The following is a 20824-nucleotide window of genomic DNA, read 5'->3' as shown; positions in this document are numbered from 1 at the left end:
AAGCCGACGTCGGGGTGACGGCTCGCCCGACGCGAGATGGCCGGAGCAGCTGCCACCGCAGGACCGGTCCCCACGCACAGCGGCGCCGTGACCCCCGGAAAGGGGCCACGGCGCCGTAGTGGTCGGTAGCTCCGATCAGCTGCCGATGACCCCGCCGTCGTCCTTGGTGACGACGACGGTCGCCGACCGCGGCACCGTGAAGTCATCCGTGCGAGGCCAGGTGCTGCCGTTGCCGGGGTGCTGGATGTTGACGAACAGCGTGCGCTGGTCGTCGGTCAGCACGTTGCCCGTGACCTCGCAGCCCAGCACTCCGGTGAGGAAACGCCGGAGCTCCGGGTAGCCGTTCGCGTCCACCCGGTCGGTGTCCGCGGCCAGCATCTGGTTGTTGGCCTTGAGCGGCTGGCTGCCGTCGGTCTGGATCCAGACCCGGCTGTCGGGGTCGATGAAGAGCCCGTCCGGGGAGCCGAAGGCGTCCTCGGACTCGATCGTCGACCCGTCGACGCCGTCACCGGGCCCGGCCAGCAGGAAGATGTCCCAGGTGAACCGGGTGGCGGCGTGGTCGCCACCCTCCTCGTCCCAGCGGACGATGTGCCCCCACTTGTTGGTGATCCGGGGGTTGGCCGCGTTCGGGTCCAGCCGCTCGGTGTTGTTGGTGAGGGTCAGGTAGACCGTCCCGGTGCGCGGGTCGACCGCCGTCCACTCCGGCCGGTCCATCGGGGTGGCACCGAGGGCGTCGGCGGCCAGGCGGGTCTTCACCAGGACCTCGCCCTGGTCGGCGAAGCCGTTGTCCTCGGTGAGGGGGCCGTGCCCGTGGACCAGCGGCAGCCACTCGCCGGAGCCGTCGGCGTGGTACCTCGCGACGTAGAGGGTGCCCTCGTCGAGGGGGCTGCGCCCGCGGGCCAGCATGGACCGCCAGTTGTCGGCGCTGACGAACTTGTAGACGTACTCGAAGCGCTGGTCGTCGCCCATGTAGACGGCGAGCCGGCCGCCCTTGGTCTCGTGGACGGTGCAGTCCTCGTGCTTGAACCGGCCGAGCGCGGTCCGCTTGACCGGCGCCGCCGCCGGGCTGAACGGGTCGATCTCGACGACCCAGCCGAACCGGTTCGGCTCGTTGGCGTCCTCCGGCGTGACCACGAACCGCTCGTCCTGGCGCGCCCAGTTGTAGCGGTCGCCGCCGACTCCGTAGCGCTTCAGCAGCTCGTCGTCCTCGGGCCGGTACTGGCCCTCGTCGACCCGGAAGTAGCCGTTGAAGTTCTCCTCGCAGGTGAGGTAGGTGTTCCAGAAGGTGTCGCCGTTGCCGCAGTTGTTGATCGTGCCGATCGGGTCGGCGCCGGCCGGGTCGGCCTGCGTCCGCACCAATTCGTCACCGGCGGCCGGACCGGCGAACCGCATCGGGGTGTTCGCGGTGATCCGCCGGTTGCGTGAGGACTTCACGACCGTCCACTGCCCGTCCGCGCCGCGCTGGATCTCCACGACGCTGACCCCGTGCGCGGCCTGTGACCTGCGCACCATCTCCAGGGTGTAGGACTCCGGGACCGGGCGCACCCCGCTGGCATCGTGCAGGTACTGCTCGTCGGTGTACTCGTGGTTGAGCACGAGGACGCCGTGGTCGTTGGCGACGCGCGGCGGGCCGACGGGGTAGAACGACATCCCGTCGTGGTGCATGCCGATCTGCTGCTCCTGCTCCTCGGCGGTGTTGCCACCCGGCCGGAACTCGGGGTAGCTGCCGAGGATGGGGGTGCCCCAGGGGATGAAGGGCTTGGCCGTGTAGCCGCACGGAACGACGACGTCGTCGCCGAAGCCGAGCGGGACCGGCTCGAAGCCCAGCAGGGGCGCGGCACCGGCGGAGGGCCCGCGCCCGCGCGGGCCCTCCGCCAGGGCGGGCGGAGCGCCGAGGACGCTGGTGGTCAGGAACCCGGCGGCCGCCAGCATGCCGCCGGCCAGCGCGGACCGGCGGGAGAACCGGGCCTGGACGATCTCGGCGAACGTCGTGGCGCCGGAGGGGTTGGACGAGTAGTCGTCCGGATCGAACTCGTCGTCCTGGACAGCGGGGGGGACCGACAGGGACATCAATGCTCCTTGCTGGGAGAACGGTGGCGCCAGTGACGCTAGGTCGACGAATCGACTCCCCGGCGACGGGAGAGGGAACGCTCGGCGACCCCTCGTGCACCCGTCGTTCACCGACGCCGGGTACCTCCGGCACCGCTCAGCCGGCCGTGGTCACGGTGCCCCCGGCCGGCACCTGCAGCTCCCCGGCGATTCCGTCCGGGGCGCGGAAGGTGACGGGAACGGGATCCTCGGTGGGCCGCCGCCGACGCGTTCACCCAGACCGCCTCCGAGCAGAACGCCGCCCGCAGGGACAACAACCAGCTTGACCGTTACCCGACCGTTACGGAGGATTGGCAGGCCGACGTCCACGGGCAGGATGTGACGCGTCCCACCCCTGTGCGCAAGCCCTCAGCGCGCGTTCACCGTCCGTTCACCGGGCATCGGGCGATCGGCCACTCGCGCTCTCTAGTTTCGCTCTCGTCGGTCCAAAGAAGGCCCGGAACTGGTCCGGGCACTGTCGAGAGGCACTGTGTTGAAGCTCAGCACCAAGAGCCGCGCCACCACGCTGTCCGTGGCGCTCGCCGGCACCCTCGCGCTCAGCGCGTGCGGCGCCTCCAACGAGTCCGACTCCGGCAACGCCGCGGGTGCCGCGGAGGACCAGCTCAGCGGCACTCTCGTCGGCGCAGGATCCAGCGCTCAGCAGGCGGCCATGCAGGCATGGGCCGCGCAGTACAACTCGCTGCAGCCGGACGTGACGGTGAACTACGACCCGGTCGGGTCCGGTGGCGGCCGCGAGCAGTTCGTCGCAGGCGGCACCGACTTCGCCGGCACCGATGCCTACCTGGACGAGGAAGAACTGGCCGCGGCCCAGCAGCAGTGCGCCGGCGACGGCGAGATCGTCGAACTGGTGAACTACATCGCCCCGATCGGGGTCGTCTACAACCTGCCGGGCGTCGACGAGCTGAACCTGTCGCCCGAAACGCTCGCGCGCATCTTCAGCCAGCAGATCACCAACTGGAACGATCCGGCGATCGCCGCGGACAACCCGGGCACCACGCTGCCCGACCTGCCGATCACCCCGGTGAACCGCTCCGACGAGTCGGGTACCACGGAGAACTTCGTCGAGTACCTGGCCGCGGTCGCGCCGGATGTCTGGACCTACGAGGTCAGCGGTGACTGGCCCGTGCCCGGTGGCGAGGCCGCTCAGGGCACGTCGGGCGTGGTCAACGCGGTCGGCGCTGGTGAGGGCGCCATCGGCTACGCCGACCCGAGCCAGGCCGGCGACCTCGGCCTGGCCAACATCGGTGTCGGCGGGGAGTACGTCGCCCCGACGCCGGAGGCCGCGGCCGCGGTTGTCGACAACTCCCAGCAGGTGGAGGGCCGGGGCGAGTACGACTTCGCCCTGGACATCCGCCGCGACACCACCGAGTCGGGCAACTACCCGATCGTCCAGGTCAGCTACCTCGTCGGTTGCCTGACCTACGACAGCCAGGAGACGGCTGACCTGGCGAAGGACTTCATGTCCTTCGTCGTGAGCGAGGAGGGCCAGCAGGCGGCGGCGGAGGCGGCCGGCTCCGCGCCGATCTCCGACGCCCTGCGCGAGCAGTCCCTGTCGGCCATCGAGGCGATTTCCGGCGCGGAGTGATCTGATTTCCTCCGGTGTGATCGTGCACCACTGGGCAGCGGCCCGGGACGTCATCCGACGCCCCGGGCCGCTGCGCCGCCCGGCGACGGGTAGGAAGTGCCCCAGCAACCCCGGACCAGACCCCACGGAGCAGCGGTGACAGCCACCCGGACGCCGTCCGACCAGAGCACCAGCAGGCCACTTCGCCGGCCCGGAGACCGCATCTTCGCCGGCACCGCCAAGGCCGCCGGCATCTCCATCCTGGTCGTCCTCGCCGGGGTGGCCGCCTTCCTGGTCGTGGAAGCGGTTCCCGCCGTGACCGCTCCCAGCGGGGAGATTCCCGGTGGTGAGGGACTGGTCGGCTACATCGCGCCACTGCTGTTCGGCACCCTGCTCTCAGCCGCGATAGCGCTGGTGGTCGCCACCCCGCTGGCCGTGGCGATCGCGCTGTTCATCACCCACTACGCACCCCGCCGGGTGGCGGCGGGCCTCGGCTACGTGGTGGACCTGCTCGCCGCGATCCCCAGCATCGTGTACGGCTTCTGGGGCGTCTACTGGCTGGCGCCCAAGCTCGTCCCGTTGTTCCGGTGGCTCGAGGAAAACCTCGGGTTCATCCCGTTCTTCGCCGGCCCGACGTCCTCGACCGGCCGCACGATGCTCACCGTCGGCCTCGTCCTGGCGATCATGATCCTGCCGATCATCAGCGCCATCTCTCGCGAGGTCTTCCTCCAGGTGCCGACGTTGCACAAGGAGGCCGCGCTCGCTCTCGGAGCCACCCGGTGGGAGATGATCAGGATGGCCGTCATCCCCTACGGCAAGAGCGGCATCATCGGCGGTTCGATGCTGGGTCTCGGCCGAGCCCTGGGCGAGACCATGGCGGTCGCCCTGGTCCTGTCCGTCTCCGGCGGCATCACTCTCAACCTGATCAGCAGCGCCAACCCGGGGACCATCGCGGCCAACGTCGCCCTGGAGTTCCCCGAGTCCACCGGCCTCGACGTCAACACCCTCATCGCCAGCGGTCTCGCACTGTTCGTGATCACGCTCGCGGTCAACATGCTGGCGCGCTGGGTGGTCAACCGCCGGGCCGACTTCTCCGGAGCCAACTGATGAGCGTCCAGACACCCATCCCCACCTCCGGGGCCTCCGCCGTCACCCCGCCGCAGGATCGGGTGGCAGGCAGGCTCCCTCGCTGGGGGCAGCTGGCTGCCTTCGCTTGCGGGACGGCGATCGCCGCGCTGCTCAGCTGGCTGACCGACTCCACCGTTGTCCTGTTCGTGATCTACGCCGCCGTGCTCGGCACGCTCGTCCTGTACGTGGCTTCCCGGCGGGCCGAGGGTCGGCGTCAGGCCACCGACCGACTGGTCACCGCGATCGTCACCAGCGCCTTCGGTATCGCCATGGTGCCGCTGGCCGCTCTCGTGTGGGAGGTGGTCGGGCGCGGTATCGAGCGGCTGGACGCCGAGTTCTTCAGCGCGTCCCTGCAGGGAATCGTCGGCGAGGGCGGCGGCGCTTACCACGCCCTCATGGGCACGTTGATCATCACCGGGCTGACAGCGCTCATCTCCGTGCCGGTCGGCCTCATGACCGCCATCTACCTGGTCGAGTACGCCCAAGGCCGGCTCAAGCGCGCGATCACCTTCTTCGTCGACGTCATGACCGGCATCCCGTCGATCGTCGCCGGCCTCTTCGCCTATGCGCTGTTCGTGCTGCTGTTCGGACCGGGCATCCGGCTGGGCATCATGGGTGCTGTCGCGCTGTCGGTCCTCATGATCCCGGTGGTCGTGCGGTCGGCCGAAGAGGTGCTCAAGCTCGTACCGAACGAGCTCCGGGAGGCCAGCTACGCCCTCGGCGTGCCGAAGTGGCGGACGATCGTCAAGGTCGTTCTGCCGACGGCGATCGCCGGTCTGGGCACCGGCGTGACCCTGGCGATCGCACGCGTCGTCGGGGAGACGGCCCCGCTCCTGATCACGGTCGGCATCACCAACGCCACGAACTTCAACCCGTTCGACGGGCGCATGGCCACGCTGCCGGTCTACGCCTACTACCAGCTGACCCAGCCGGGCGTGCCGCCGGAGTTCGCGATCGACCGGGCCTGGACGGCGGCGCTCATCCTCATCATCCTGGTCATGGGTCTCAACGTCGTCGCCCGCGTGATCAGTCGCTTCTTCGCCCCCAAGACCGGTCGCTGACCGGACGATCCGGAGGAACCCTCGTGGCCAAGCGCATCGACGTCTCCGACCTCGACATCTACTACGGCAAGTTCCTGGCCGTACAGGGCGTCACCGTCTCCATCGAACCACGTAGCGTGACCGCACTGATCGGGCCGTCGGGCTGCGGGAAGTCGACCTTCCTGCGCTCGATCAACCGGATGCACGAGGTGCTGCCCGGAGCACGCGTGGAGGGCAAGGTCGTCATGGACGGCCAGGACCTCTACAGCGCCGACGTCGACCCGGTCGACGTCCGGCGGCAGATCGGCATGGTCTTCCAGCGGCCCAACCCGTTCCCGACCATGTCGATCTACGACAACGTCGCGGCGGGCCTGCGGCTGAACAACAAGCAGACGAAGAAGGCCGATCTCGACGATCTCGTGGAGCGGTCCCTGCGGGGGGCCAACCTCTGGAACGAGGTCAAGGACCGACTCGACCGGCCGGGGTCGAGCCTCTCCGGCGGTCAGCAGCAGCGCCTGTGCATCGCCCGCGCGATCGCCGTCGAGCCCGACGTCCTCCTGATGGACGAGCCGTGCTCCGCACTCGACCCCATCTCGACCCTGGCGATCGAGGACCTGATGACCGAGCTCAAGGAGCGGTTCACCATCGTCATCGTCACGCACAACATGCAGCAGGCCGCGCGGGTGAGCGAGTCCACCGGGTTCTTCAACCTCAACGGCGTGGGCCAGCCCGGCCGGCTGATCGAGTTCAACCCGACCGAGAAGATCTTCAGCAACCCCGACGAGAAGGCGACCGAGGACTACATCTCCGGCCGCTTCGGCTGAGAAAGGACCCCGTCCTCCTCACACCTCGCTCCGCTCGGCGCGAGCCTCTGGACGGGGCCATCAGCAGCGAACGGCGGCCGCCTCGGGTTCCGGGGCGGCCGCCGCCGTCTCCACGGCCGGCTGCTCGGCGGCGGCGGGGACCCCGATCTCCACCGGGACGACGCTGGTGTAGCCGGGGCCGATCACCAGCTGCACGGTCGTCCCGAGGGAATCGTCGGGCTGGAGGACCGCACCCGGGACGGCAGCAGCCACGGTGCGGGCCTGCTCGAGCGCCCCGGCACCGTAGCGCACCACGCTCCCGGTGACCGCGCCCGGCTCGTTGCCCACGGTGCCCACGCCGAATCCCGCTCCGCGGAGGGCATCGGCGACGGTCGCCGCCAGGCCGGTGGTGCCGGTGCCGTTCAGCACATCGACGGTGATGCCGGCGGGCGGGGCGGTGAGCGGCTCGGGCCCCGGTGGGGGCTCGGGAGCGGCCTCGGGGACGACGGCGGCCTCGGGAGCGGCCGTCTGGGCCGCACGCTGCGCCTCGAGCACCTCGGCGGGGAGCCGGGCACCGTCGATGACCTCGTCGAACAGCGCCCGCGTCGCCATCCCGTCGAGGAGGACGTAGGCCTGATCCGTGCCGGCCGGGACGTAGCCGACCTGCTCGACCGGCAACCCGGCCCGCTGCACCGCGTCGCCGGAGAGGTCCCCCAGCGTCCCCGCGAGCACGCGCAGGTCGCCCAGCGTGGTCTGCTCGTCGAGCGTGAGAGCGTCCGACGCGCGGGTCACGAAGCGGGTGAGCGTCACCGGGTTCAGCAGGTTCTCCGCCGACATCGCCGCCCGGAGCGTCGAGGTGAGGAGTCGCTGGGCCCGCTCCGCGGCCGCCGCGCCGGTGCCGTCGGTCGCCTGGTCGCCGGGCTGCAGGAAGCCCGCGGCGCCGGCACCCGACAGCTCGGACGGGCCGGCCGGCGGCGGCGTGGCCGCGGCGGCGATCGCCTCGGAGGGAACCACGCAGACCGGGATCCCGCCGAGAGCGTCCACCAGGCCGGGGACGTCTGCCAGGTCGACGCCGAGGTAGTGGTTGATCCGCAGGCCCGACAGCTGCTGGACAGCGCGCACCATGCACGCGGGGCCGCCGTCGAGCAGGGAGCTGGCGAACGCCTCCGTGACCGGGTTGCGCAGGTCGCCGTCCGCGGTACGGCAGATCGGGGTGTCCACCAGCGCGGTGGGCGGCACGCTGACCAGCACCGCACGGTCGCCCTCGGCAGAGACCGACACCACCAGAGTGGCCACCGATGCCACGCCGTCCTGGCCCGGCACGCCCGTGCCGACGACGAGATACGTCTGTGCGGCCTCCTGCAGCTCTGGGGCGAGCACCTCGGGACCGTCGAGGGTGAGCGCGTCCACCCGGGCGATCCGCTGGTCGACGTAGAAGTACAGGGCGAGGTGGTAGAGGACGACGACGCCGACGACCCCGGCCAGGGCGATGGCCGCGCGCACCAACCCGCGGCGGCCGGGGCTCTGCGGCGGACGACCGGCGGCGGGCCGGCGACGGGTGGCACCGGCCGGCGCGGGAAGTCCGGGCAGCGGGGGGATGGGACCGCTGCGCCGGGAGGGCCGCTCGTCCGGAGCCCAGGCGGCGGGACCCTGCGGAGGGACCTCGCGCCCCCCCGGGACCGGCGGCAGGCCAGACTGCGGGGTCAGCACAGGGGCCGGCTGGATCTGCGGAACCGGGGGAAGGCCCGGCTGCACCGCAGGTACCGGAGGGAGACCGGACCGCGGTGTCACCGACCCTGCGGGTCCCGCGGGGGCGGCGCCGGGAACCGGCGGCAGTCCCGCCCGGATCGCCGGGCCGTCGGCGCTCCCGGAACCGGTGACCGCGTCGGACCCGCCCGTCCGCCGATCCGGGCGCCGGTTCCGCTCCGGCCGGTCAGCGGCCGCGGCAGCCGCCTCGCGCCGAGGCCCCGTGCCCGGCGCCGGATCGTCCGTACCGCGGCGGGCGGCCCGCCGGCCACCGACCGCGCTCCCCTGGCGGGCCAGCACCTGCTCGACGGTCACCGGGTCGGCGCCGGCCCCGGTGCTCCGCCCGCGGCGGGTGCGCCCGGGGACGTCGCGGTCGCCCGCTCCGCCGCGCGTCGGCTCATCCCCCACAGGTGTCGACACCTTCTCGTCGTTCGCACGTCCGTGTCCCGTCGTCCCACGATACGGGGGCGCAGGCGTTCACCACGCCGACGCGCGGCAGGGGCGAGTGACGGAAGCGGGCAACCAAATGGTGTCCCACCCAGGCAGTGCGTAGCGTCTTCGCGGTGCGACTGCCCTCCGTGCCCGGGCCCTCCGACGTCCTCGCCATGGTCGACGGCGTGCGCGACGGTGTCGGGGACGCATTGGCGCTCGTCCCCCGGGCGGCCGCCGCGCTCGGCCGGTTGGAGGAGCTGCTCGGTCGCGTGGACGGCGTGGTGGGGCGGGTCGAATCGGTGGTCGACCGGGTGGAGGGCGCGCTGAGCCGGGCCGACCAGGCCATCACCGGCCTCGACACCACCCGCGCTCGCGCCGACCAGGCCATCACCGACCTCGACACCGCCCGTGCCCGCGCGGACAAGGCGATCACCGACCTCGAAGGCACCCGCGCACGCGCCGACGACGCCATCACCGACCTGGAGGCGACGCGGGGCCGGGCCGACGACGCCATCACCGACATGGCCACCACCCGCGCACGCGCCGACCAGGCCATCACCGACATGGCCACCACCCGCGCACGCGCCGACCAGGCCATCACCGACATGGCCACCACCCGCGCACGGGCCGACGACGCCATCACCGACATGGCCGCCACCCGCGCACGCGCCGACGACGCCATCGCGCAGGTCGAGGGGGCGACGGGTCGTGGAGCGGCCGTCGTCGGACGCGCCGAGGGGCTGCTCGGGGAGGCTGGGGGCGTGCTGGGGCAGGCCGAGGGGATGGTCGGCCGGGTCGCCCCGCTGCTGACCGACTACGAGCCCGCGCTGACCGCGCTCGCGCCGTCGATGCGGCGGCTGGCTGCCTCGTTCGACCCGTCCGAGGTCGACGCGCTGATCACGCTGATCGACCGACTGCCCCAGCTGGTGGTGCACCTGGACGAGGACATCCTGCCGGTCCTGGAGACTCTGGGGACCGTCGGCACCGACGTCCACGACCTGGTCGACACCGTCCAGGACATGCGCCAGATCGTGAAGGGCTTTCCGGGTTCGAAGCTGTTCCGCCGCCGCGGCGCGGAGGAGATCGCCGACGCCGAGGCGCGGGAGGGCGCCGGCTCCTGAGCCGGCGCCCTCCGAGGCCTGGGCTCAGGGGCCGTCGGCCCCCGGTCCGGGCCCGGTCTCGGTCGGGTACCCGAGGGCGCGGGTCACGTCGCCGATCCGCTCGAAGGTCTCCCCCTCGGGCAGCCGCTCGAGCTCCGCCACCACCGCGTCGGGGGCGCGGTGATCACGGGCCGCCTCGACGAGGTCCTCGCGGGTTCCGGGGAACGGCTGGCGGGTCAGCCAGCGGGCCAGTTCCGCCCGGGCGACGACCGCGGACTCGGTCATGCCGACCGGCGTGCCACCGACCAGCGTGCCGGCGGGGTCGGTATCGATGTCGGGCTGGCCCTCGGCGACCGGCTCGACCTCGCGCCACTCGTGCGCTCGCGTGGCCCGTTCGGCCTTCATCATCCCCTGGGTCTCGTGCTCGAGCTCCTCGTCGAGCCGCGGGTTGTGCTTGGTGCTGCGCGAGGACGCGCCGGCGAAGTCGCCTGCGGACTCGGTCACGTGTGCCTCCAGTTGCTCGGGCCCGGCGCCGCCGGGCATGGATCCGTCCGCGGGAGCTCAGGCCTCGTCGAGCGCGCCGGGCTTGTGCACCGCGGTGCGCCCGCTCTTGTCGCTGCGGACCTCGTACTGCGGGTCGTCCTTGCTCGCCCGCACGGTGCGACCGGACGCCTCGGTGTCGGAGGTGATCTTTCGTTCCACGGTGCCCTCGGCGGTGCTCCCGTGGCTGTTCCAGGTGACGTGGTCACCCTTGTCGAAGTCGTCGGCCATCTCTCTCCCCGCTCGTGGACGGTGCTGCCTCTGCCGGTGCCCCCGGCGGGCCCCGGGCACACATCGGCGCCCCGGATGCACCGCACACCTACGCTGGGACGACGTGAGCTCTCCTGACGGCGCCGTGTTCATCGACGGCCTGCGACCGGTCGACGTCCTCACGGTCGTGGCGGTCACCGACGTGACTCCCTCGGTACGCCGGGTGACGCTGTCCGGGGAGCCCACCGCCGTGGCGGCGGCCGGCCCCACCGTGAACCTGCTCGTGCCGCAGGTGGACGACGCCGAGCCACGCTGGCCGCGCATCCAGCGCGACGGCCGGATCGTGTGGCCGCAGGGCAGCCACGGGATCGCGCTGCGCAGCTACACGGCACGCCGCCAGGACTCCGCCGCCGGTGAGGTGGACATCGACTTCGTCCTCCACGGGGACGGTCCGGCCGCCTCCTGGGCCGCCGCCGCGCAGCCGGGCGCCCTGCTCGGCATCGCCGGGGCCGCCTCGCTCGCCGAGCGGTCCGCCCGCTGGCTGCTGCTGATCGGGGACGAGACGGCGCTGCCCGCGATCAGCCGGCTCCTGGCGGCCGCGCCACCGGAGACGCTGGGCGCCGCCTACCTCGAGGTGGCCGGGCCGGAGGAGGAGCAGCCGCTCGTGGCACCCCCGGGCATCGCCCTGCACTGGCTGCACCGCGGCGCGACGGCACCGGGCGAGAGCACCCTGCTGGTCGGCGCCGTCGCGGCGCTGGACCGCCCGGAGGGGGACGACGTCTTCGCCTGGGTGGGCGCCGAGTCGGCCACCGTGCGGGCGATCCGCGCCGACCTGCGGGGGCGGTGGGGACTGGGCCGGAGCCAGCACCACGCGATCGGCTACTGGCGCCGGGGCCGCGCCATGTCCCCCGCCGGCTGAGGGCCGCTCGTCTGCCGGTATGGGTCGCTCGTCCAGGAACTTCCCAGGTAGCGTCCAGGTCCTGCGCAGCCGCTCCCCCGATCCTCGGGAGCATGACGACCGTATCGGCGCACCCGACCGGAGGAGCAGTGTCCGGCAACCAGCCCGCGGGCCGCCCGGCCCCGGAAGCCCGCCTCCTCGTGGTGGACGACGAGCCGAACATCCGCGAGCTGCTGTCGGCGAGCCTCCGCTACGCCGGCTTCGAGGTCGCCACCGCCGCCGACGGGCAGCAGGCGCTGGCGCTCGCGGCGTCGTTCCGGCCGGACCTGCTGGTCCTGGACGTGATGATGCCCGGGCTCGACGGCTTCGGCGTGGTGCGGCGGCTGCGGGAGACCGGGCGGCACACCCCGGTGCTCTTCCTGACGGCACGGGACGCACCCGAGGACAAGATCTCCGGCCTGACGCTCGGCGGCGACGACTACGTGACCAAGCCGTTCAGCCTCGACGAGGTCGTGGCCCGCATCCGGGCGGTGCTCCGCCGGACGACCGGCGCACAGCGCGCCCCGGAGGCGCCGCGGCTCACCTTCGCCGACATCGAGCTGGACGAGGAGACCCACGAGGTCATCAAGGCCGGCGAGGTCATCAGCCTCTCGCCGACGGAGTTCAAACTGCTGCGCTACCTCATGGCCAACGCCGGCCGGGTGCTGTCGAAGGCGCAGATCCTCGACCACGTGTGGAACTACGACTTCAACGGCGAGGCCAACGTCGTGGAGTCCTACATCTCCTACCTCCGGCGCAAGGTCGACACCACCGAACCCCGCCTGCTGCAGACCATCCGCGGCGTCGGCTACACCCTCCGGCTGCCGCGTGGGTCGTGAGCGGACAGGGGCGTGAGCATCGCAGCGAGGAACGAGCGAGGAGCGGAGCGCCCCGCGGGAGCGAACCGGTGACATCGTGAGCGGACAGGGGCGTGAGCATCGCAGCGAGGAACGAGCGAGGAGCGGAGCGCCCCGCGGTAGCGAACCGGTGACATCGTGAGCGGACAGGGGCGTGAGCATCGCAGCGAGGAACGAGCGAGGAGCGGAGCGCCCCGCGGTAGCGAATCGGTGACATCGCAGCCGACCGGCGGGAGCGACGAGCCACCCGCGAGGAGCCTGGGCAGCCGCATCCCGCTGCGGGTGACCCTGGTGGCCCTGCTGGTGGTTCTCGTAGCGGTCGCGCTGGCGGCGACCGGATTCGCCGCCACGTCGCTGCTCAAGCAGTACCTGCAGGAGCAGCGGGACGCCGAACTACGGGTGACCGTGCAGGCCTACGAGCGGCAGCCCGGCCTGCTGCAGGCCTGCCTCAACCCCCCGGCGTGGCCGCAACCGAGCCCCACCTACGTCGCCTGCCTGGCCCCCGACGACGACCGACCGATCGTGCTCGGCGGGCCGCGCGGGCGGGACGGCGCGATGCCCGGCCTCGACGACGGCGACGTCGACCGGCTGCGGGAGGGCGGCGGGCCGACGAGCGTGCGCGACGGCGGACGCATCGAGTGGCGGATGGCGTCGGGCGAGCTGCCCGGCGGCTACACGGTCCTCGTGGGTAGCGATGTGCGGGGTGACGAGGCGGCCATCGGCCGGCTGGTCCGGATCGAGGTCGTCGTCGGGCTGATCGTGCTCACCCTCCTGGCCGCCGCCGGGTACGTCCTCGTGCGCAACAGCCTCCGGCCGCTGGCCGACGTGGAGCGCACGGCGCGGGCCATCGCCGACGGCGACCTGTCCCGCCGCGTCCCGATCGGCGACGAGCGCACCGAGGTCGGCCGGTTGTCCAACGCGCTGAACGGGATGCTTGCCCGCATCGAGAGCGCCTTCCGCGCCCAGCAGGCCTCCGAGGAGCAGGCGCGGAGTTCCGAGCACCGGATGCGCCGGTTCGTGGCGGACGCCAGCCACGAGCTGCGCACCCCGCTGACCTCCATCCGCGGCTTCGCCGAGCTGTACCGCCAGGGCGCGGTCCGCACCGAGCAGGACGTCGCCCGGCTGATGCAGCGGATCGAGGCCGAGGGCGGCCGGATGGGGCTGCTGGTCGAGGACCTGCTGCTGCTGGCCCGGGTGGACCAGCAGCGACCGCTGGCCGTCCGTCCGGTGGACCTCGCCGCGGTCGCCGGGGACGCCGTGCACGACGCACGTGCCGTGCAGCCCGACCGGCCGATCAGCCTGCACCTGGACGAGTCGCTCACGGACGTCCCCGTGGTGCTCGGCGACGAGAGCCGGCTGCGCCAGGTGGTGGTCAACCTGGTGACGAACGCCCTGACGCACACACCGCCGGGCACCCGCGTGCAGGTCTCGGTGGCACAGGAACCGGCCCATGCCGACGTGCTGCTGCTGCGCGTCGCGGACGACGGTCCGGGCATGGCCGCCGACGACGCGGCGCGGGCCTTCGAGCGGTTCTACCGGGCCGACACCTCCCGCACGCGGGATGCCGGCGGCACGGGCCTCGGGCTGGCCATCGTCTCCTCGCTGGCCGCGGCCCACGGCGGCTCCGCCGCGCTGGAGACGGCGCCCGGCGCGGGGCTGGCCGTCACGGTGCGGCTGCCGCGCAGCGGTCCCCCCGGGGGCGGCGCTCCCGGGGCCTGAGCACTCTTGCGACGATCTGCCGGTGACGACGACCGACGGCTCCCCGGATCCGGGCACCTCCTCCGACGCCGAGCTCATGGCCGCGTCGGTCGATCTGGCCGTCGCGCTCCGGCAGCTGATCGAGCTCTCGGCGACCACCACGGCCGACGCTGCGGCGGTGCGCTCCGCCGCCGAGCTGGTGCGCACCGCCACCGAGCAGCTCCTGGGGCCGCGCCGTCCGCTGTCCCAGCTCCCGCGCCTGGACGACCCTGCCGCCCGTCGCCGGACGTTCAACCCGGTCAGCGGCGTGGCCAACGGCATGGCGCCGCCGCTGCGCTTCCGCGTGGCGGACGGCGTGGTGACCGCGGAGGCCACGCTCGGCGCGGCCTACGAGGGCCCGCCCACCTTCCTGCACGGCGGCATGAGCGCGCTGTTCATGGACCAGGTGCTGGGCGACACCGCCGCCGCCAACGGTCTCTGGGGGATGACCGCGCACCTGGAGCTGGACTACCGCGGTCCCGTTCCGCTCGGTCGCCCGCTGGCGTTCCGCGGCTGGCTCGAGGAGAGCTCGGGCCGCAAGTCGGTCATCGCCGGATCGATCGCGCTCGCCGAGGCGCCGGACCAGCCGCTGGTCGAGGCGCGCGGGACCTTCGTCAAGCCTCGTCCGGAGAAGCTGGCGTCCTACTTCGGTTCGGTCACCGACGCCTCCGGAGTGCACCGCCCACCGGGCAACGCCGGGGACGCCGCCGCCGTCGATCCGGGCTGACAGCACTACGGTGAGACGCATGTCACGCCTGCCGCTGGTGAGTTCCGACGACGAGAACGCCGACCCTCTCGCCCGGGAGGTGCTGAAGGCCGTCGCGGCGGCGCGCGGGCGCAGCGTCGATCCGAACGTCTACCGCGCCGTGGCCAACCACCCCCGCGCGCTGCAGAAGATGGTCGAGTTCGGCACCGTCGTCTACTTCCAGAACTCGATGACACCGGCCCAGCGGGAACTGGCGTACCTCACCGCCTCGGTCACCAACGAGTGCCACTACTAGATCCCCACCCACGTGCTGCTCGGTCGAGCAGCAGGACTGACCGAAGAGAAGCTCGCGCACCTGGGCGACGACCCGCTGCCCGACGGCCTCTACGAGGCCGACGAGGCGGCGATCGTCCGCTACGCGCAGCGGTCCACGCGGATGGCGACCATCGACGACCGGACCTACGGCGACCTGGCCGAGCACTTCACCCCCGAGCAGATCATCGAGATCTGCTTCACCGTCGGGTTGTCCAACATGATCAACCGTTTCCACGCCACCTTCCTCACCGAGGTCGACCCGGAGACGCAGGAGGCGCTGGCGCCCAGCTGCCCGCTCGCCTACCCGGAGGTGCCAACCCCCTGACCAGGAGCCGCCGCACATGCGCATGGACGACACCGCGGTCGCGGCACTGGCCGCTCGGCCCGCCGCGGACGCCCTGGTGCCCCTGCGTTCCTCGGGGCGCACCGGCCGGCTGGACGGATCGCCGCTGGTCTACAACCGGCCCGATCCCTCCCTTTCCGACCTCGTGGTCACCCGGCCGGGGCAGGCCGACCGGGTGCTGGCTGCGGTCCGCTCGGCGCGATAGCGGACACTGGGCGGGAATTCGCACCGGATCGGTGCGGTTGGTCGCCCTGATGTCGAATCCCCGGAGCCAGCGCCAATGAGCGAGCCTGCGAGCTCATCCACGAACAGAGCACCGTCCGGAACGAGGCTTCCGAGCGCCGGCGAGGAGGCCGCGTGACCACGCCCGACTACCGGCTCACCCAGCTGGAGACGCTGGAGGCCGAGTCCATCCACATGATTCGTGAGGTCGTCGCGGAACTGGAACGCCCGGTGCTGCTCTTCTCCGGCGGCAAGGACTCCATCGTGATGCTGGAGCTGGCCCGCAAGGCTTTCGCGCCGGCCCGCATCCCCTTCCCGGTGATGCACGTCGATACCGGCCTGAACTTCCCCGAGGTCCTGGAGTTCCGCGACAAGCGGGTGGCCGAGCTCGGCGTGCAGTTGGTGGTGGCCTCCGTGCCGGACGCCATCGCCGCGGGCACGGTGAAGGAGGAGCCCAACGGCTCCCGCAACCGCATCCAGACCCCGGTCCTGCTGGACGCCGTCGAGGAGCACGGCTTCACGGCACTGTTCGGCGGCGCCCGGCGCGACGAGGACAAGGCCCGGGCCAAGGAACGGGCCTTCTCCTTCCGCGACGAGTTCGGCCAGTGGGATCCGAAGAGCCAGCGCCCGGAGCTCTGGGACCTCTACAACGGGCGGATCCACCTGGGTGAGTCCATCCGGGTGTTCCCGCTGTCGAACTGGACCGAGCTCGACATCTGGCAGTACATCGCCCACGAGCAGATCGCCATCCCCCCGCTGTACCTCGCGCAGGAGCGGGAGGTCGTGGAGCGCCAGGGGATGCTCTACGCGGTCAACGAGTTCATCCGGGCGCGCGAGGGCGAGCAGGTCCGCCGGGAGAGCGTCCGCTACCGCACCGTCGGCGACGCGAACCTGACCGCGGCCGTGCCGTCCACCGCCACCACGGTCGACGAGGTCATCGCCGAGATCGCGGTGACCCGGATGACCGAGCGGGGCGCGACCCGGGGCGACGACAAGGTCAGCGACGCCGCCATGGAGGACCGGAAGAAGGAGGGCTACTTCTGATGGCCGACAGCACCCCCCAGCCGCGCATCGACCAGCCCGTCGATGTGCACTCCGCCGCCGCGGAGCAGGCACGCGAGATCGCCGTCGCCCGCAAGGACATCCTGCGGATCGCCACCGCCGGCTCGGTCGACGACGGCAAGAGCACCCTGATCGGCCGGCTCCTCTACGACAGCAAGGCGGTGTTCGAGGACCAGTACGAGGCCGTCGAGCGCGCCAGCGCCGGCGGCGACTACGTGAACCTGGCGCTGCTCACCGACGGGCTGCGGGCCGAGCGCGAGCAGGGCATCACCATCGACGTCGCCTACCGCTACTTCGCCACCCCGCGGCGCACGTTCATCCTGGCCGACACGCCGGGCCACGTGCAGTACACCCGCAACATGGTCACCGGCGCCTCCACCGCGGATCTGGCGATCGTGCTGGTCGACGCCCGCAAGGGCATGCTCGAGCAGAGCCGCCGGCACGCGTTCCTCGCCTCGCTGCTGCGGGTGCCCCACCTGGTCGTCGCGGTGAACAAGATGGACCTCGTCGACTGGTCGGAGCAGACCTTCGAGGCGATCCGCGACGAGTTCACCGCCTTCGCCGCGAAACTGGACGTCCCCGACCTCACCGTCGTGCCCATCTCGGCGCTGAACGGCGACAACGTCGTCCGCCGGTCGGAGCGCACCCCCTGGTACGAGGGGCCGTCGCTGCTGCACCACCTGGAGCACGTGCACGTGGCCAGCGACCGCAACCTGGTCGACGTGCGCTTCCCGGTGCAGTACGTGATCCGGCCGCAATCCGACGCACACCACGACTTCCGGGGTTATGCCGGGACGGTCGCCAGCGGCGTCCTGCGCACCGGCGACGAGGTGCAGGTGCTGCCCAGCGGGCTGACGACGACGATCGCCGGCATCGACGGCCCGCGTGGCCCGGTCGACGAGGCCTTCGCCCCGATGGCGGTGACCGTGCGGCTGGCCGACGACCTCGACGTCTCGCGCGGTGACCTGATCTGCCGGCCGTCGAACGCGCCGCACGTGACGCAGGAGCTCGACGCGCTGGTGTGCTGGATGACCGACGAGCCGCTGCGCCCCCGGCAGCGGCTGGCGGTCAAGCACACGACGCGCTCGGTGCGCGCGGTGGTCAAGGACGTGCAGTACCGGCTCGACGTCAACACGCTGCACCGCGAGCCGGAGGCCGGCGAGCTCGGGCTCAACGACATCGGCCGGGTGCGGTTGCGCGCCACCCAGCCGCTGTTCGTCGACGAGTACTCCCGCAACCGGGTGACCGGCCGGTTCATCCTCGTCGACGAGGCGACCAACGCCACCGTCGGCGCCGGGATGCTCGTCCCCGGGAGCTAACGCAGCCGCACCGGGAGGCGCTCGAAGCCGCGGAGGGTCTGCAGGTCGCGGCGCTGCGGGGCCCCGGCCACCCGCAGCCCCGGGAAGCGCTCGCTCAGCGCCCGCAGGCCCACCGCCGCCTCCAGGCGGGCCAGGCCGGCGCCGACGCAGTAGTGGATGCCGCCGGAGAAGGCCAGGTGCTCGCGGGCGTTCGCCCGGGTGACGTCGAACCGCGCCGGCTCGGCGAAGACGTCGGGGTCGCGGTTGGCCGCGCCCAGCAGCAGGGTGACCCGGGTACCCGCGGCCACGGGGCGCCCGGCCAGTTCGACCTCGGCCCGGGCGGACCGGCCGGTCAGCTGCACCGGGCTGTCCAGCCGCAGCACCTCCTCGACGGCGGTGTCCCAGCCGGCGGGGTCGGCACGCAGGACCTCCCACTGGTCGCGGTGTGCGTCGAGGAGGACGACGGCGTTGCCCAGCAGGTTCACCGTCGTCTCGAAGCCGGCGCCGAGCAGGAGCAGCACCGTGGCGTGCAGCTCCCGCTCGGTGAGCGCCTCGTCCGGCGGCAGCGTGACGAGCCGGCTGACCAGGTCGTCGCCCGGCTCCCGGCGCAGCCGGTGGAAGTGCTCGCCGAGGAACGCGTGCATGGCCCGCAGCGCCTTCTCCGCGACGAGGTAGCGGCGCAAGGGCAGCCCCGGGTCGAGCGTGGCCGCCGCTGCCGCGCCCCAGCGCAGGAAGTCCTCCCGGCGTTCCGTCGGCACCCCGAGCAGCTCGGCGATGACCAGCACGGGCAGCTGGGCGGCGTAGGAATCCACGAGGTCGACCGTGCCGCCGCGGCGCTCCAGATCGTCGAGCAGCCGCTCAGCGGTGCTCCGGATGGCCGGCTCGAACGCTGCCGTCGCCCGCGGGGTGAACGCCCGGCTGACCAGCCGGCGGAAGCGGGTGTGGTCCGGCGGGTCGACGACGAGCATGGACGGCGGCTCCGCGACGCCGGCCGCGGACTGGTCGTCGCCGAACGCGAGCGCCCAGCGGATCAGCCGAGGGGCGCCGGCCCGGTCCCAGCCGACACCGAAGCGGTCGCTGCGCAGGATCTCCTGGGCAATCGGGTGCGACGTCGTGACCAGACCCAGGCTGCTGCCCGAGAGCGCTCCGCGGGCGCGCAGCTCCTCGTAGAGCTCGTAGGGATGCTCGCGCACTGCCCGGTCCCGCATCAACCGGCCGACCAGGTCGCCCCGCCGGGCGCTACGGGAGAGGTAGACCGCCGGTAGCCCGTGCCGGACCGCCCAGCGCACGGCGGTCCGCGCCGGCCGGGCCAGCGGCGTCAGCGCCACGGCGGCGACGTTCTGCCTGCTCTGCGCTGTGGCGCTCATCACCGCAGTCTGTCAGCCCTGATCAGCCCCTCGGCATGGCGCCGCCCCCGACCCGGGACGGGTCGGGGGCGGTGCATCGACTGCTGGAGCGCTCAGGCCTCGTCGCTGGGGGCGGGGGCGGCACTCGGATCGCCGTCCCAGTCCCGGCCGGCGACGTCGGCGTTCTCCGAGGCGCTGTCGGTCTGGCCGGCAACGGTCTCGACCATCTCCTCGTCGGAGACGTCCTCACCGGCTGCGTGGGTGTTCGGTTCGCTCATCGCGCAGTCCCTTCGTTCGGCTGGCTTCCTCCTCGGCGGTCCCCGGTCGGGGACCGGCGCAAACCAGCCGCTGCGTCACAGCCGGGGCGGCCGCAGCTCGAACCAGACCCGCTTGCCACCGCGGTGGTCCTCGCACCCCCAGCGGTCGGCGAGCAGCTCGACCATCAGCATCCCCCGGCCGCGCGGCCGCTCGGCGTCCAGTTCCTGCACGGAGGGACGGGTGGCGGAACAGTCGACGACGGCCAGCCGCAGCCACTCGTCGGAGAACGTCGCCTCCAAGGTCAGGCAGGTGCTGCCCCCCACGTGGTCCACCACGTTGGCCACCAGCTCGGTCACCAGCAGGGCCGCGTCGTCACGGTCCTGCCGGGCGCCCCACACCTGGAGCAGCTGGTGCACCAGCCGGCGGGCCACCGGGACGCTGGCTGGAACCGGCGGCAGGTCCATGCTCGCGGTGAGGGTGGACATGGGGTGTTCCCTTCTGCCGGCTGCGCGGGAGGAGATGTGGATGCCCGGTACTTCCGTCATCGGCAGGAAGGGCGCGGGACTGGATGCGTTGCGCGCAACTATCCAACGGGATCCCAGCGAGCGCAACCCCCATTGCATGACACGGCTATTGCACGCAATGGACGTTGCGTTACAGTGCGGCGGTCCGCTCACCGACCGCCGGAGGGAGCACCATGACCGCCCGGGTGCCCGAGGAGGGCGATGCCGCCGTCCGCGCCCTCGAGCAGCTGATCAGCTGCATCGACGAGTCCGCGGACGAGTTGCGGCGGGCACGCGTCCGGGCCGAGCAGCTCCTGGTCGAGCGGCGCGCTGGAAAGGCCTGGCTGGAGCTGGTCACCGAGGAGTCCCGCCCCCTGGTGGTCGAGAGCATCTCCACCGTGCTGGCATCCCTGGCCGGCGCCGGGCACACCTGGCGCCGTGAAGAGGCGGCCGCGCTGCAGCGGGAGCAGATCAGCATCAACCGGATCGCCGCGCTCTTCGGCGTGACCCGTCAGCGGATCTCCGCCCTGCTGAAGGAGAACGGGAGCCCCCCGGCCGAGTGAGCCTC

Annotated in this window: 22 protein-coding genes; 15 read left to right on the top strand and 7 right to left on the bottom strand. The window is 72.5% G+C overall.

The annotated features are described in order from the left end of the window. Positions 1 to 135: 135 nt before the first annotated feature. Positions 136 to 2070: a PhoX family protein gene (locus tag QOZ86_RS03885; RefSeq protein ID WP_284490635.1), complete on the bottom strand. Its 1935-nt coding sequence runs from the start codon at positions 2068 to 2070 to the stop codon at positions 136 to 138. A 511-nt stretch (positions 2071 to 2581) separates the two neighbouring features. Between QOZ86_RS03885 and pstS the strand changes: the two genes are divergently transcribed. The 4 genes from pstS (at position 2582) to pstB (ending at position 6665) form a co-directional block, all read left to right on the top strand. Beyond that, positions 2582 to 3694, top strand: a complete 1113-nt coding sequence (gene pstS, locus QOZ86_RS03880; RefSeq protein ID WP_284490634.1) for a phosphate ABC transporter substrate-binding protein PstS — start codon at positions 2582 to 2584, stop codon at positions 3692 to 3694. Positions 3695 to 3829: 135 nt separating this feature from the next. Then, complete coding sequence (gene pstC / locus QOZ86_RS03875) at positions 3830 to 4780, top strand: phosphate ABC transporter permease subunit PstC (RefSeq protein ID WP_284490633.1); 951 nt, start codon at positions 3830 to 3832, stop codon at positions 4778 to 4780. Further along, positions 4780 to 5862, top strand: coding sequence for a phosphate ABC transporter permease PstA (pstA, locus tag QOZ86_RS03870; RefSeq protein ID WP_284490632.1), 1083 nt, complete (start codon positions 4780 to 4782; stop codon positions 5860 to 5862). The genes pstC and pstA overlap by 1 nt, the downstream gene beginning before the upstream one ends. Positions 5863 to 5885: 23 nt before the next feature. Then, the gene (gene pstB / locus QOZ86_RS03865; RefSeq protein WP_284490631.1) at positions 5886 to 6665 is read left to right on the top strand and encodes a phosphate ABC transporter ATP-binding protein PstB; all 780 of its coding nucleotides are present in this window, start codon (positions 5886 to 5888) and stop codon (positions 6663 to 6665) included. Between the two features lie 60 nt (positions 6666 to 6725). Here the strand turns inward: pstB and QOZ86_RS03860 are convergent, their stop codons facing one another. Beyond that, on the bottom strand, positions 6726 to 8147 hold the full coding sequence (locus tag QOZ86_RS03860; protein ID WP_284490630.1) for an LCP family protein: 1422 nt from the start codon (positions 8145 to 8147) through the stop codon (positions 6726 to 6728). Positions 8148 to 8953: 806 nt separating this feature from the next. On the opposite strand from QOZ86_RS03860, the gene QOZ86_RS03855 reads away from it, so the two are divergent. Further along, positions 8954 to 9943, top strand: a complete 990-nt coding sequence (locus QOZ86_RS03855) for a hypothetical protein (RefSeq protein WP_284490629.1) — start codon at positions 8954 to 8956, stop codon at positions 9941 to 9943. 24 nt (positions 9944 to 9967) lie between these two features. On the opposite strand, the gene QOZ86_RS03850 is transcribed toward QOZ86_RS03855, so the two are convergent. Together QOZ86_RS03850 and QOZ86_RS03845 are read right to left on the bottom strand one after the other, a co-directional pair. After that, positions 9968 to 10426: a DUF2795 domain-containing protein gene (locus tag QOZ86_RS03850; protein ID WP_284490628.1), complete on the bottom strand. Its 459-nt coding sequence runs from the start codon at positions 10424 to 10426 to the stop codon at positions 9968 to 9970. Positions 10427 to 10483: 57 nt separating this feature from the next. Continuing rightward, the gene (locus QOZ86_RS03845; protein WP_284490627.1) at positions 10484 to 10693 is read right to left on the bottom strand and encodes a hypervirulence associated TUDOR domain-containing protein; all 210 of its coding nucleotides are present in this window, start codon (positions 10691 to 10693) and stop codon (positions 10484 to 10486) included. Positions 10694 to 10796: 103 nt separating this feature from the next. Here QOZ86_RS03845 and QOZ86_RS03840 point away from each other — a divergent pair, with 103 nt between their 5' ends. The 9 genes from QOZ86_RS03840 (at position 10797) to QOZ86_RS03800 (ending at position 18170) form a co-directional block, all read left to right on the top strand. Then, entirely contained in the window at positions 10797 to 11591 is a 795-nt protein-coding gene (locus tag QOZ86_RS03840; protein WP_284490626.1) for a siderophore-interacting protein, read from the top strand. Between the two features lie 92 nt (positions 11592 to 11683). Beyond that, complete coding sequence (locus QOZ86_RS03835; protein WP_284490625.1) at positions 11684 to 12448, top strand: response regulator transcription factor; 765 nt, start codon at positions 11684 to 11686, stop codon at positions 12446 to 12448. A gap of 228 nt (positions 12449 to 12676) precedes the next feature. Beyond that, complete coding sequence (locus QOZ86_RS03830; protein ID WP_284490624.1) at positions 12677 to 14185, top strand: sensor histidine kinase; 1509 nt, start codon at positions 12677 to 12679, stop codon at positions 14183 to 14185. Positions 14186 to 14207: 22 nt separating this feature from the next. Beyond that, positions 14208 to 14930: a PaaI family thioesterase gene (locus tag QOZ86_RS03825; RefSeq protein ID WP_284490623.1), complete on the top strand. Its 723-nt coding sequence runs from the start codon at positions 14208 to 14210 to the stop codon at positions 14928 to 14930. 19 nt (positions 14931 to 14949) lie between these two features. Beyond that, a complete protein-coding gene (locus QOZ86_RS03820) occupies positions 14950 to 15204 on the top strand; it encodes a carboxymuconolactone decarboxylase family protein (RefSeq protein ID WP_284490622.1) in 255 nt (84 codons plus the stop codon). Positions 15205 to 15216: 12 nt separating this feature from the next. Further along, on the top strand, positions 15217 to 15549 hold the full coding sequence (locus QOZ86_RS03815) for a carboxymuconolactone decarboxylase family protein (protein ID WP_284490621.1): 333 nt from the start codon (positions 15217 to 15219) through the stop codon (positions 15547 to 15549). Positions 15550 to 15565: 16 nt separating this feature from the next. After that, positions 15566 to 15772, top strand: coding sequence for a hypothetical protein (locus tag QOZ86_RS03810; protein ID WP_284490620.1), 207 nt, complete (start codon positions 15566 to 15568; stop codon positions 15770 to 15772). Positions 15773 to 15924: 152 nt separating this feature from the next. Continuing rightward, a complete protein-coding gene (cysD, locus tag QOZ86_RS03805; RefSeq protein ID WP_284490619.1) occupies positions 15925 to 16833 on the top strand; it encodes a sulfate adenylyltransferase subunit CysD in 909 nt (302 codons plus the stop codon). Continuing rightward, on the top strand, positions 16833 to 18170 hold the full coding sequence (locus tag QOZ86_RS03800; RefSeq protein WP_284490618.1) for a sulfate adenylyltransferase subunit 1: 1338 nt from the start codon (positions 16833 to 16835) through the stop codon (positions 18168 to 18170). Before cysD ends, QOZ86_RS03800 begins: the two co-directional genes overlap by 1 nt. On the opposite strand, the gene QOZ86_RS03795 is transcribed toward QOZ86_RS03800, so the two are convergent. The 3 genes from QOZ86_RS03795 to QOZ86_RS03785 form a co-directional block, all read right to left on the bottom strand. Continuing rightward, on the bottom strand, positions 18167 to 19516 hold the full coding sequence (locus tag QOZ86_RS03795) for a cytochrome P450 (protein ID WP_284490617.1): 1350 nt from the start codon (positions 19514 to 19516) through the stop codon (positions 18167 to 18169). The genes QOZ86_RS03800 and QOZ86_RS03795 overlap by 4 nt on opposite strands. A 92-nt stretch (positions 19517 to 19608) precedes the next feature. Further along, positions 19609 to 19773, bottom strand: a complete 165-nt coding sequence (locus tag QOZ86_RS03790) for a hypothetical protein (RefSeq protein ID WP_284490616.1) — start codon at positions 19771 to 19773, stop codon at positions 19609 to 19611. Positions 19774 to 19848: 75 nt separating this feature from the next. Continuing rightward, a complete protein-coding gene (locus QOZ86_RS03785; protein WP_284490615.1) occupies positions 19849 to 20238 on the bottom strand; it encodes an ATP-binding protein in 390 nt (129 codons plus the stop codon). Positions 20239 to 20450: 212 nt separating this feature from the next. Here QOZ86_RS03785 and QOZ86_RS03780 point away from each other — a divergent pair, with 212 nt between their 5' ends. Next, positions 20451 to 20819 carry a hypothetical protein gene (locus tag QOZ86_RS03780; protein ID WP_284490614.1) on the top strand — a complete coding sequence of 123 codons (369 nt, stop codon included), beginning with the start codon at positions 20451 to 20453 and terminating at the stop codon, positions 20817 to 20819. Positions 20820 to 20824 lie beyond the last annotated feature (5 nt).

Origin of the sequence: Blastococcus capsensis (assembly GCF_030165005.1) — a bacterium.
GTDB lineage: Bacteria > Actinomycetota > Actinomycetes > Mycobacteriales > Geodermatophilaceae > Blastococcus > Blastococcus capsensis.
Note: the sequence above shows the minus strand (reverse complement) of the source record. Positions and strands in the feature narration are given on the sequence as shown.